The organism is Pseudalgibacter alginicilyticus, from assembly GCF_001310225.1.
Taxonomy (GTDB): domain Bacteria; phylum Bacteroidota; class Bacteroidia; order Flavobacteriales; family Flavobacteriaceae; genus Pseudalgibacter; species Pseudalgibacter alginicilyticus.
The window spans coordinates 2845229-2858154 of sequence record NZ_CP012898.1; the positions used below are offsets into that span (position 1 = coordinate 2845229).

The 12926-nt window shown below is 32.2% G+C and carries 8 protein-coding genes; 2 read left to right on the top strand and 6 right to left on the bottom strand.

Annotation, left to right across the window (positions count from 1 at the left end):
- The first annotated feature begins 88 nt into the window (after positions 1-88).
- On the top strand, positions 89-3535 hold the full coding sequence (locus tag APS56_RS11725; RefSeq protein ID WP_054728320.1) for a DUF8818 domain-containing protein: 3447 nt from the start codon (positions 89-91) through the stop codon (positions 3533-3535).
- Here APS56_RS11725 and APS56_RS11730 read toward each other — a convergent pair.
- The 5 genes from APS56_RS11730 to APS56_RS11750 all read right to left on the bottom strand — a co-directional run bounded on the left by APS56_RS11730 (position 3532) and on the right by APS56_RS11750 (position 10063).
- Complete coding sequence (locus tag APS56_RS11730; RefSeq protein WP_054728323.1) at positions 3532-4449, bottom strand: M28 family peptidase; 918 nt, start codon at positions 4447-4449, stop codon at positions 3532-3534. The genes APS56_RS11725 and APS56_RS11730 overlap by 4 nt on opposite strands.
- Before the next feature lie 85 nt (positions 4450-4534).
- Positions 4535-5278 (bottom strand): succinate dehydrogenase/fumarate reductase iron-sulfur subunit, encoded by a 744-nt coding sequence (locus APS56_RS11735; RefSeq protein ID WP_054731368.1) that lies wholly within the window; start codon positions 5276-5278, stop codon positions 4535-4537.
- 10 nt (positions 5279-5288) lie between these two features.
- Positions 5289-7301, bottom strand: coding sequence for a fumarate reductase/succinate dehydrogenase flavoprotein subunit (locus tag APS56_RS11740; protein ID WP_054728325.1), 2013 nt, complete (start codon positions 7299-7301; stop codon positions 5289-5291).
- A gap of 12 nt (positions 7302-7313) precedes the next feature.
- Positions 7314-7985: a succinate dehydrogenase cytochrome b subunit gene (locus tag APS56_RS11745; protein ID WP_054728327.1), complete on the bottom strand. Its 672-nt coding sequence runs from the start codon at positions 7983-7985 to the stop codon at positions 7314-7316.
- A 197-nt stretch (positions 7986-8182) separates the two neighbouring features.
- On the bottom strand, positions 8183-10063 hold the full coding sequence (locus APS56_RS11750; RefSeq protein ID WP_054728329.1) for a T9SS type A sorting domain-containing protein: 1881 nt from the start codon (positions 10061-10063) through the stop codon (positions 8183-8185).
- A gap of 184 nt (positions 10064-10247) precedes the next feature.
- On the opposite strand from APS56_RS11750, the gene APS56_RS11755 reads away from it, so the two are divergent.
- The gene (locus APS56_RS11755) at positions 10248-11540 is read left to right on the top strand and encodes an aminopeptidase P family protein (protein ID WP_054728331.1); all 1293 of its coding nucleotides are present in this window, start codon (positions 10248-10250) and stop codon (positions 11538-11540) included.
- Between the two features lie 60 nt (positions 11541-11600).
- Here APS56_RS11755 and APS56_RS11760 read toward each other — a convergent pair whose 3' ends face one another.
- Complete coding sequence (locus APS56_RS11760) at positions 11601-12923, bottom strand: aspartate kinase (RefSeq protein ID WP_054728333.1); 1323 nt, start codon at positions 12921-12923, stop codon at positions 11601-11603.
- Positions 12924-12926: the final 3 nt, after the last annotated feature.

Genomic DNA, 12926 nt, shown 5'->3' on the forward strand with positions numbered 1-12926 from the left:
GCCTTACTTTTACGCTATTAAATACCGCAAGAGTTATAATGAAAACTATTAACAAAATATTTTATACTTATTGCAGTTTAAATATCTGATGAAGTACTTTTTTTCTATTCTTATATTTTTTATTTGTTTTTGTGGCATGGCTCAAGAGCCACTATCCAATTATAAAACGAAAAAAGTTGCTGTTAATGACACTATTGTTATTGAGAATTTTAGCATTAATTCCAATTTTTTTATAATTAAAAACAAAGATAAATCCATTGTAGATTCTACATTTTACAGTATTGATTTTTCTAAAGCAACTTTAATATTTCAAAAACCGATAGAAACGGATTCTGTAATTATCAATTATTTACGTTTTCCAGATTTCTTAACTAAAACTTATCAACAATTAGATGAAAATATAATAGTAGAAAATACCAATAGAGTTCCAGCCCTATACAAATTATCGCCATCCAACAATTTTCAAAACACAATTCCTTTTGATGGTTTAACAACGTCGGGAAGTATTTCAAGGGGAGTAACACTAGGGAATAATCAAAATTCTGTTTTAAATAGTGAATTGGATTTACAAATTACAGGCAAGTTAAACGATAAAGTATCGTTAAGAGCTTCCATACAAGATGCTAATATTCCGCTTCAAGAAAGTGGTTATAGTCAACGTTTGGATGAATTTGACCAAGTTTTTATTGAATTATTTAGTGATAAGTGGAACATTCGTGCTGGAGATATTGATTTGCAAAATACGGATTCCTATTTTGCTAATTTTTCAAAACGCGTACAAGGACTCTCTATCAACACTATGTTAGATGATGAAGATACTCAAGCCAATTTGTTTGCTGCAGGTGCCCTTGTACGCGGACAGTTTACCACCAGTCAATTTACGGCACAAGAAGGTAATCAAGGGCCTTATAAATTGCAAGGCCAAAATGGAGAATTGTTTGTGCTTATTGTTTCTGGTAGTGAAATGGTGTATGTGAATGGGGTGTTGGCACAACGTGGTGAAGACAAAGATTATATTATAGATTATAATGCTGGTGAAATTATTTTTAATTCCACCTTTCCAATAACTTCCGAAATGCGAATAACCGTAGACTATCAATTTAGTGAACGAAACTATTCTAGGTTGGTTGCTTATGGCGGTGGGCGTATAGAAAGTAAAAAGTTTAATGTTGGAGTTTCGGTATATTCAGAAAATGACTCTAAAAATCAACCGTTACAACAAAATTTATCTGAAGAACAAGCTCAAATATTATCGGAAGCTGGAGATGATACAACTTTAATGGTTGCGCCTTCAGAAGTTTTAGACGCGTATAGTGAAAATCGAATTTTGTATAAGAAAGAATTCATTGGAAGCGAGGAAGTTTACGTTTTTTCTAATAACCCCGATGATGAATTGTATCGTGTAACGTTTTCTCAAGTAGGTGATAATCAGGGTGATTATGTTTTAAGTAATATTAATGCTATTAATAACATTTACGAGTATGCAGGTGTTTTACAGGGAAATTATGCGCCAATTGTGCAGTTGGTAGCACCAGTAAAATTACAAATAGCTGTTGTTAACGGCGATTATCATCCTACTGAAAAAACCCAAATTAATTTTGAAATTGCAGGTAGTAAAAATGACTTAAACCTATTTTCAAGTGCCAATGATGAAGATAATGATGGATTTGCAACCAAACTAAATATAAATCAGTTTTTAATAAAAACGGATACACTTTGGAACCTAAAAGCATTTTTAGATGCGGATTATATCCATACTAATTTCAGAAATATTGAAGGGCTTTATAATGCAGAATTTAATCGAGATTGGAATTTAGACCAAACTAATACAAATGGAATTGGGTATAATCTTGGCAATCAAATTTTAATGCAATCGGGAATGCAATTGTACCACCCTGAAAAAGGAATGACAACCTACCAATTTGAGCATTTGAGTTATTCGGATAATTTTAATGGCAATAGGCACGTGGTTAATATAAATTTATTGCTAGATAAATTTAATATTACATCGTATTCGAGTTTGTTAAATGCTGAATCTAATTTGAATACTTCTACTTTTTTGCGCTCATACAATCGTTTTACTTTTAGCATGAAAAAAAGTTGGATAGGTACCAAATTAGCTTTTGAGGATAATAAACAAAAAACTATAGCAACTCAGGAATTGACTGATTTAAGTCAGAAATATAATTCCTATGAACTATTTACGGGTATTGGAGATAGTACACAAGTTTTTGTAGAAATTGGATATAAACATAGGGTAAATGATAGTATTAGAAACAATCAATTACAAAAAGTAAATTCATCTAATACCTTTTATTTGGATTCTCGAATCATTCAAAACAAAAATACCAATTTATCACTTTACGCAAATTATAGGGTTTTAAAAAACACAGATGCATTTACTGATACTTCTACTTTTAGTACAGGAGATGAGCAATCTATAAATTCCAGATTGCAATATCGTCAAAATTTTTTTAAACAAATCATACAGTGGAACACCGTATTTGAAACGAATTCAGGTACCTTACCACAGCAGGATTTTACCTATGTTGAAGTAGAATCCGGGCAAGGAACGTATACTTGGATAGATTATAATGCTAATAGTATTCAAGAATTGGAAGAATTTGAATTGGCACAATTTCAAGATCAAGGCAAGTATATTCGTGTGTTATTGCCTAATAGGGTTTTTATAAAAACACATCAAAACAGATGGAGCCAAACAGTAACTTTAAATCCTGCACAGTGGGCTGTTTCAGAAAATAAATCAGAAAAATTTTGGTCGCATTTTTATAATCAAACGAGTTATTTAATTGATAGAAAAGTAAACCGTGATGACAACAATACTTTTAATATCAACCCTTTTAAAAAAGATATTGAAAATCAATTAGGTTTACAATTAAATTTTAAAAATGCTCTCTTTTTTAACCGAGGAAAACAACGTTTCACAACTTCTTACACAGTATTAAACAATAAAACACGTAGTATATTAACTACTGGATTTATTGAAAATAATTTAATAAGTCATCAATTTAATTTCAATCATAAATTTGAAGAAAGTTGGTTGGTTAATTTGGAATCTTCCTTTGATTCCAATGAAAGTATCAGTGAAAACTTTACCAGTAAAAACTATAATTTTAATGAAACACGTTTCAATCCAAAGCTTTCTTATTTGTTAAATGACAATACACGTTTTGATGTATATTACCAATTTACCAATAAAGAAAATACTATTGGAGATTTTGAGTTGTTAGAACAACAGAAATATGGTGTCTCTTTTTCATTAGCAAATAGTCAAAATAATGCCATAAATGGAGAAATCAACTATTTTTCAAATGGTTTTGAAGGAAATTCAAATACACCAGTTGCCTATCAAATGTTGGAAGGTTTACAGCCAGGCAAGAATTTTACCTGGAGTTTTCTAGCTCAAAAAAAACTCACCACCTTTTTAGATTTAAATCTTAGTTATTTTGGTAGAAAAACCGAAACTAGTAAGGTTATTCATACTGGTAATGTGCAACTTAAGGCCTATTTTTAAAAGGACGTGGCATCTATTTTTTGAAAAACTAAAATAATGGTTTTTACAGCACCTGTATAAAACTCTGGGTGAATATTTTCATAATCATCAGAGGGTTGATGATAATCTTTGTGGTCTTCAACTCCAAAATACAGGAAAGGAATATCTTTTTTATGAAAGGAGGCATGATCCGAAGCATAGACCCAATTTTCTTTTATATCTGCACCGTCATGACCAGTGAGAAGTTTTAAATTTTCTGGTGTTTCAGTGTTTAAAACAATCTTTCTAAGGGTCATATTAAATCTTGTTCCAACAGCATATAACTCATTTTTGTCACTTCGGCTTATCATGTCCATATTGATATTTAAAATAATATTTTTTAAAGGAACAATAGGATGGTCCACAAAATACTTAGAACCTCTGAGCCCTAACTCTTCAGCATCAAAAGCAGCCAATATAACGGAATGTTTTGGCGGATGGTTTTTAAAATATTCAGCAAAACTAAATAGAGCACTTAATCCAGATGCATTATCATCTGCACCATTATAAATTTCACCTTTTATAATTCCTTCATGGTCATAATGCGCACTTATCACTAAATATTTATTTGGAAAAGTTGTTCCTTTAACCAGTCCTAATACATTTACACCTTTATATGTTTTTGCTTCATTTATAAAAGCAAAAGCCTGCTCATAATTATTTGTTAATGGTAATATATCAAGAGATTGAAACTGCTTAACAATATAATTTCTTGTTTTTAAAGCGCCTTGAGTTCCTGTACGCCTACCTTCAAAATCATCTGATGATAAGATTTTAAGATGGTTTAATAGATTGGTTTTACTAAATAAAATAGTATCATTTGTACCAATTTGAGCGTATCCGGGATTAAAAACACACACTACTATTAATAGTAAAACAGGAAAAATTCTTTTCATACAAAAAATTAAAGTATTAAAACTAAACAAAAAAACCTAAGCATTTACTTAGGTTTTGTTTATTATTGATGAAATTGAGTTTAAACTATAGCAAATTAGCTTTCATTAATTCTCTATTCATGCGTGCAATGTTTTCTAATGAAATGCCTTTAGGGCATTCAATTTCACAAGCACCTGTATTTGTACAGTTTCCAAAGCCTTCTAAATCCATTTGTGCAACCATGTTTTTTACACGATCTGCAGCTTCCACTTGTCCTTGTGGTAAAAGAGCATATTGAGATACCTTTGCTCCTACAAATAACATAGCTGAGGAGTTTTTACAAGTTGCTACACAAGCACCGCAACCAATACAAGTTGCTGCATCCATAGCCTCGTCTGCTGCATGTTTAGATATAGGAAGTGAATTAGCATCTTGTGTATTTCCAGAAGTGTTTACAGAAATGTATCCACCTGCTTGTTGGATACGTTCAAAAGACATTCTATCAACAATTAAGTCTTTTATTACTGGAAATGCTGCTGCTCTCCATGGCTCAATGGTAATAGTATCACCATCATTAAACATACGCATGTGTAATTGGCAAGTCGTAATTCCTCTATCTGGTCCGTGAGCTTCACCATTAATATATAGAGAGCACATACCACAAATTCCTTCGCGACAATCGTGATCGAAAGCTACAGGTTCTTCACCCGAGTTTACTAATTGTTCGTTCAAAACATCCATCATTTCTAAAAAAGACATGTGTTCTGAAATATCAGTGACTTTATAATCTACCATTTGACCCTTTGCATTTGAGTCTTTTTGTCTCCAAATTTTAAGTGTTAAATTCATAATGTCTTTATTATTTGTATGAACGTTGTTTAAGTTCAATATCTTTAAATTCTAATTGTTCTTTATGCAAAACGGCATCTGCTGGTTCTCCTTTGTATTCCCAAGCAGATACAAAAGCAAAATCTTTATCATTACGTTTGGCTTCTCCTTTTTGAGGTCCATCTGTTTCAGCAGATTCTTCTCTAAAGTGGCCACCACAAGATTCTTCCCTTATCAGTGCGTCCTTAGCAAATAATTCTCCCAATTCTAAAAAGTCAGCTACACGGCCAGCTTTTTCTAATTCAACATTCATTTCATTGGCGGTACCTGGTACTTTTACATCTTTCCAAAATTCTTCACGAATCGCTTTAATTTCAGACATAGCTGCTGTTAAATCTTTTGCGTTTCGAGACATACCTACTTTATCCCACATCACTTTTCCAAGTTTTTTATGGAAATAATCTACAGATTTTGTCCCTTTGTTATTGATGAAGAAATCAATTCTGTCTTTTACTTCTTTTTCCACTTCATCAAATTCTGGAGTATTGGTTGGAATTTTACCTGTTCTAATATCTTGTGATAAGTAATCACCAATGGTATAGGGTAATACAAAATAGCCATCTGCTAAACCTTGCATTAAGGCAGACGCACCAAGCCTGTTTGCACCGTGATCAGAGAAATTAGCTTCACCAATGCAATATAAACCTTCAACGGTAGTCATTAAATTATAATCTACCCAAATACCACCCATAGTATAGTGTGTTGCAGGGTATATCATCATAGGGGTTTCGTATGGATTTTCAGCAATGATTTTTTCATACATCTGAAATAAGTTACCGTACTTACTTTCAATAATTTTTTGACCTAATTTTATAATTTCTTCTTTCGAAGGATTTTTAATTCCATGAATTTTAGCTTGTTCTTTTCCATAACGTTCAAAAGCAGAAGCAAAATCTAAATACACTGCTTCACCTGTAGCATTTACACCATAACCAGCATCACAACGCTCTTTTGCTGCTCTAGAAGCAACATCACGAGGCACTAAGTTACCAAAGGCAGGATAACGACGTTCTAAGTAATAATCTCTATCTTCTTCTGGAATTTGAGTAGGTTTCAATTTTCCTTGCTGAATGGCTTTAGCATCTTCAATTTTTGCAGGAACCCAAATACGACCATCGTTTCTCAGTGATTCAGACATCAATGTTAATTTAGATTGATAATCACCAGAGCGAGGGATACAAGTTGGATGAATTTGTGTAAAACAAGGATTTGCAAAATAAGCTCCTTTTTTGTGTATTTTCCAAGCAGCAGTTGCGTTAGAGCCCATAGCGTTGGTTGATAAGAAATATACGTTTCCATACCCTCCAGTTGCAATAACAACGGCGTGTGCTGAATGCCGTTCTATTTCACCAGTAATTAAATTGCGAGCTATAATACCTCTAGCCTTGCCATCAATTTTTACAACATCTAACATTTCATGACGGTTAAACATCTCAATTTTCCCACGAGCAATTTGACGGTTCATGGCTGAATAAGCACCTAATAATAATTGTTGCCCTGTTTGTCCTTTAGCGTAAAAGGTTCTTGAAACTAATACGCCACCAAATGAGCGGTTGTCTAATAAGCCACCATAATCACGAGCAAAAGGTACGCCTTGTGCTACACACTGGTCTATGATATTTCCAGATACCTCGGCTAAACGATAAACATTAGCCTCACGTGAGCGATAATCTCCACCCTTTACGGTATCGTAAAATAGTCTATAATTAGAATCTCCATCACCTTGATAGTTTTTTGCTGCATTTATACCCCCTTGTGCCGCAATGGAGTGTGCACGTCTAGGAGAATCTTGATAAGCAAAAGCTTTTACGTTATATCCTAATTCAGCTAAAGTAGCAGCAGCAGAACCTCCTGCTAAACCAGTACCTACAACAATAATATCTATATTACGTTTGTTAGCTGGGTTTACTAAATTAATATTGTTTTTATAATCTGTCCATTTATCTTTAATTGGACCTTTTGGTATTTTTGCATCTAAAGCCATACTATAATAAGATTAATGGTTGAAAAAATGAAAAACGGCTACGATTATAAATCCTAATGGGATAATAATAGAATATGCTTTTCCTATACTTTGTAGTGTTTTTTTACGCCCAGCTGTAATTCCCATAGATTGGAAAGCGGAGGTAAAGCCATGCGCTAAATGCAGACCTAATAAAATAAAGGCAACTACGTAAGCAATAACTCTTGCTGGGTTATGAAACTTCTCAACCAATTCATGGTAATATCTATATCCACCATCATGCATACCAGACATATCGCCCAATACATATTTAGTGTTTAGTTCAGGAATCCAAAAATCAATAAAATGAAGTACAATAAATGCTAAAATTACAAGTCCACTGTAAATCATATTTCTACTCATCCAAGTAGAATTGGCAGCACCATTATTTTTTGCATATGGTATGCCATTTGCTTTTTTATTTTTAATTTCTAATACAAAACCCATAACAAAATGAAATACAACACCAAAAATTAATACAGGTTGTAAAGCAAATTGTATTAATGGGTTTGTACCCATAAAATGGGACAAATCATTAAACAATGTTTCACCAAATAGCGAGGTGATATTAACTGCTAAATGTATAATTAAGAAAAACATGAGGAAGAATGCAGAAAGTGCCATTGCAACTTTTCTTCCAATTGAAGATTTAAAAAATCCGCTCATTTTAGTTGAAGTTATTTTATGATTGATACAAATGTAATCTAGAAGCATCTACTAGACAAATAACAATTGTCATGTTTTTGCTATTTAGAATCATTTTAAAGAGAAATATGATATTAATGGAGTAAATTTATTTAAATAAAAAACCCCAAAGGAAACTAGTGATTTTTCATTTGGGGTTTTTAAATAAATACGAGTGACTATTCTAAAACTATTTTTTTCGTAATAAAAGTTTTATCTGAATAAATATTTACAAAATAAATACCTTTTGACATGTTGTTTAAATGAACCGTTTGGTAACGTGATGCCTCTGAAATTCCTTGTTCTAAAATTAGTCTTCCGCTAACATCATAAACAGTAATTTTTATTAAATTATCTAAACCATCATTGCTTATAAATAAATGACCTTTGGTTGGATTTGGGTATATTGTTATACCGTCATTTATGGTATTTTCTTCTACGGCTAAACCACATGAATTTGAATAACTTATCATAGGTGATTGGTTGCAAACTATTGTATTAGTACTTCTACTTTGTACATTATTTGCCGCAGTTATATTTTCAGGTAACAAAATTCTTTGGTCTTCAAAAAAACCAAGAGCATAATGCATAACGTCATCCATATTGTCTCCATCAACCTGGTTGTCAATAGTATGTTCTAATTGATGGCCATGGCCTAATTCATGCAGAGCTACAGTTTCAAAATCATAAATCGTAGTAAGGGTTGGGTTGGGACCAAAATTCCAAACCGTAGCATCATCAAAAACAAAATCCATCTCAGAAACAAACCACTCAAAACTATCTCCATTACTACAGCCCGAGTACCAAGAATAACATACGCCTAAAACATCTTCTTCAAGCTCATTTCCATTATCAAAACGCACTACATTAACAGATTGTTGTGCTGTTGCAGGTGATTGTACAGGCCTACTTTCAAATACAGCTTCATCAACTGATGTTGGAGCACCTATAATCCAATTAATTTTGGAAGTACATCGCCATGTGTTTAAGGCTCTTTCAAAAGCTTCTTTAGCTGCAGTATTGGCATTAAACTCAGTATGCATTTGAAATGTATACCCGCCATTTCCGTTTTCGTCAACATGTTGAACTTGATAGGCAATGGGTTCAAGGGGGCCATTAGCTCCACCGAATTCACTCATATCGTCTGCATCGTATATAACGTTAGCTTCGGAATATGAAACTATTAAATTTGTATCTGAAGTTTGAGAGGAACCATCTGAGTTAGTTACTTTTATTGTTCCAGTACCTGCCTCTGTTGGTACTTCTACTGTTATAGAGGTACTTGTCCAGCTTAGTACTTGACTGTCCAAAGCCTCATAAAAACTAATTCCTCCATCATTAGCATTACTAAAAGCTACCTTACCTTTTGTGCTACCAAAATTTGTTCCTGTATTTCCTTGAGGTATTGTTATGGTTATTGTAGATTTTGTTCCTGCAGTAACTGTTGTAGGACTAAAAACAATGGCGCTTGGTGCTAATAAAGTTTTACTTTGATTGGTTTTAAATTGAAGTGCTTTTACATTAAAAGATGCTATTTCTTCATACTTTGTTTTTGTATGGCTCATAATTTCATTGTAAAAATTATCAGAAATTCCTTTTTTAACATTAAATGGATTTATTGCAAAATCATCATTTAAACTATACTTATAAAAACCTTGGATTGCTCCATATGATTTATATTGCAATTTTGTAGATTTATTAGTGTTTTCTGGGGTGTTTGTGTTTTGTAAAGTAAAAACACCAACATCTCCTTTGTTAAGTTTTAAACTAGATGATACTTTTAAAGCTTGTAAACCAACTACGCCCCCTAACGTTATAATCTCAATATTATTTGAAATAGATGACCCTTTAAATACTTTGTACACTTCTATTGTATTGACGGTATATATTCTGTTTTCACTCCAAAAAGATTTTTTTGAAACAACTTTGCCTTCAACCACCAAGTTTGATTTTTCAATTTGCTGTTTTAAAGTAGTTTTTTTCAATGCAACTTGGGTATAGGTAATAGTTGTATTAAATCCTATTAGGGTGAAAATAATCTTAAGTATGTTTGTTTTCATAATTGAGTTAAAATAAGCGAGTTATATAATATAATACGCTTTTTTTTGTTAAATGGACTTTTTAATGACAAAAGTCATGTTTTTTTTGCAAAAAAAGAATAATAAATTTAATTACAGAAATTTAAGTAATTATTATTAGGCTTAAATTATCTGTTTTGTAATTTTATGGCTAAATCAATACAACATGAAGTATTTTCCTATAAAAAACACTCTTTTCATACAAAACAGAAAAAATTTTGCAAGAAAAATGAAAGCTAACAGCTTAGCTGTTTTTAATTCTAACGATATTTATCCTATTAGTGCAGATAGTACTTTGCCTTTTGAACAACACCGAGATATTTTCTATCTAAGTGGTGTAGATCAAGAAGAAAGTATTTTAGTGTTGTTTCCAGATTGTCCTACAGAAAAGCATCGTGAAATTCTTTTTCTAAAAGAAACTAATGAGCATATTGCAATTTGGGAAGGTGAAAAATTAACCAAAGAAAAGGCCTTTGAAACTTCTGGAATTAAAACGGTGTATTGGCTTCAAGACATGGAAAAAGTGTTATTTGAAATTATGACCCAATGTAGTACCGTTTATATAAATACTAATGAACATTATAGAGCTAATGTGGAAGTAGAAACTCGAGAAGACCGCTTTACAAAATGGCTAAAAAATAATTACCCTGCACATGCGGTTGCCAAAAGTAACCCTATCTTACAACGATTGCGCTCTGTAAAAAACCCCATTGAAATAGATTTAATTCAGCAAGCATGCCAAATAACAGAAAAAGGATTTCGTAGAGTTTTAAGTTTTGTAAAACCTAATGTTTGGGAATATGAAATTGAAGCTGAATTGATGCATGAATTTTTAAGAAACCGATCAAAAGGCTTTGCGTATACTCCTATTATTGCGGCAGGAAATAATGCTAATGTTTTACACTATATTGAAAATAACCAACAATGTAAAGCTGGTGATTTAATTTTAATGGACGTGGCGGCCGAATATGCTAATTATTCAAGTGACTTAACCCGAACTATTCCTGTTTCTGGTAAGTTTTCTGAAAGACAAAAAGATGTGTATAATGCTGTTTTAAGAGTTAAAAATGCTGCTACTAAGATGCTTAACCCTGGTGTTTTAATAGCAGATTATCACGCTGAAGTTGGCAAGTTAATGACTTCGGAATTAATTGGATTAAAATTGCTTGATAAAGCTGATGTCCAAAATGAAAATCCAGAATGGCCAGCATATAAAAAATACTTTATGCATGGTACAAGCCATCACATAGGGTTAGACACGCATGATTATGGTATTCTAACTGAGCCTATACAAACTAATATGGTTTTTACTGTTGAGCCCGGTATTTATATTCCAAATGAAAATATTGGTATTCGTTTAGAAGATGACGTTGTGGTTCAAGAAACAGGAGAGCCTTTTAATTTAATGAAAAATATTCCTATTGAAGTAGAAGAAATAGAAACTTTAATGAATTCATAAACATTAAAAAAAGGGACGTTTATCAACGACCCTTTTTTTGCTACAATACTAATATACATATTACAGAGTGACTAATTCAAATAAATAATTGTTTAGTTTTTGTAGCGTATTGATTTTATCTTTTGTGTCTACCAACAATGAAATATTGTTTTTGCTTCCTCCATAAGAAATCATTCTAATTTTTACATCTTGTAAAATTTGGAACAATTTAAAAGTATCGTCATGGTTTACAATTTCATGACCTACTAAACAAACAATACTTTGGTTTTTATCAACTTCAATTGAAGCAAAAACTTCTAAGTCTGTCAGTATTTTGTCTAAGTTTTTTTCATCATCAATAGTTAATGACACTGCTACTTCCGAGGTTGTAATCATATCGATTGATGTTTTGTATTTTTCAAAAATTTCAAAAACTTTTTTCAAAAAACCATGAGCCAATAACATTCTGCCAGATTTAATTTTTATGGCGGTAATCCCATCTTTAGCTGCTATGGCCTTAATACCAACTTCAGAAGTGTTACTTGTTATAAAAGTACCATAAGCTTCAGGATCCATGGTGTTTTTTAATCGAACAGGGATGCCATCTTCTCTTACAGGTAAAACGGTTTGTGGATGTAATATTTTAGCGCCAAAGTAAGCCAACTCAGCAGCTTCATCATAGGATAGATCAGAAATTGGACTCGTATTTTCTACATATCTCGGGTCGTTATTATGCATACCATCTATATCCGTCCATATTTGAACTTCCTCAGCTTTAATAGCAGCTCCTATAATTGTTGCAGTATAATCACTTCCCCCGCGTTGTAGGTTAGAAATGTTATCGTCAGCATCTAAGCAAATAAAACCTTGAGTTATATAAATAGTTGCTTCAGGTGCATCATCTATAACTTTTTTAAGATGTTCTTTTATATACTCTATATTCGGTTCTTTTACTCTATTTATTCTCATAAAATCAAGCGCAGGTAATAATGAAGAACTAATCCCTTCTTGTTTTAAATATGCATTAAACATAAATGTTGAAAGCAATTCTCCCTGAGCAACAATTTCATTATCTAATAATAAAGAAGGAGTTTTATACGTACAGGCCGTTAAAACATCAAAAATGGAAGTTACATAATTTTTAGCTTCTAAATTTAGCTCTTCGTTTATTAAAAGTGCATCAACCGTACTAAAATACGTGTTCTGCAAAGTTTTGATTTTACTAATAGCATCGTCTGGTAGTTTGTCTTTTAAACTTTGTGCAATTGAAACCAATGCATTTGTTGTTCCAGACATAGCTGATAAAACTACTATTTTTTTTGTGCCGTCATTGATAATGCTTTTTACATTATCCATATTTTCTACAGAGCCCACTGAAGTGCCTCCAAATTTTAATACTTTCATATC

Bases quoted from the DNA above. Each gene is read 5' to 3' on its own strand.
- APS56_RS11745 (WP_054728327.1), bottom strand. From the start codon at position 7,985: ATGAGCGGATTTTTTAAATCTTCAATTGGAAGAAAAGTTGCAATGGCA.
- APS56_RS11725 (WP_054728320.1), top strand. From the start codon at position 89: ATGAAGTACTTTTTTTCTATTCTTATATTTTTTATTTGTTTTTGTGGC.
- APS56_RS11740 (WP_054728325.1), bottom strand. From the start codon at position 7,301: ATGGCTTTAGATGCAAAAATACCAAAAGGTCCAATTAAAGATAAATGG.
- APS56_RS11735 (WP_054731368.1), bottom strand. From the start codon at position 5,278: ATGAATTTAACACTTAAAATTTGGAGACAAAAAGACTCAAATGCAAAG.
- APS56_RS11730 (WP_054728323.1), bottom strand. From the start codon at position 4,449: ATGAAAAGAATTTTTCCTGTTTTACTATTAATAGTAGTGTGTGTTTTT.
- APS56_RS11755 (WP_054728331.1), top strand. From the start codon at position 10,248: ATGAAGTATTTTCCTATAAAAAACACTCTTTTCATACAAAACAGAAAA.
- APS56_RS11760 (WP_054728333.1), bottom strand. From the start codon at position 12,923: ATGAAAGTATTAAAATTTGGAGGCACTTCAGTGGGCTCTGTAGAAAAT.
- APS56_RS11750 (WP_054728329.1), bottom strand. From the start codon at position 10,063: ATGAAAACAAACATACTTAAGATTATTTTCACCCTAATAGGATTTAAT.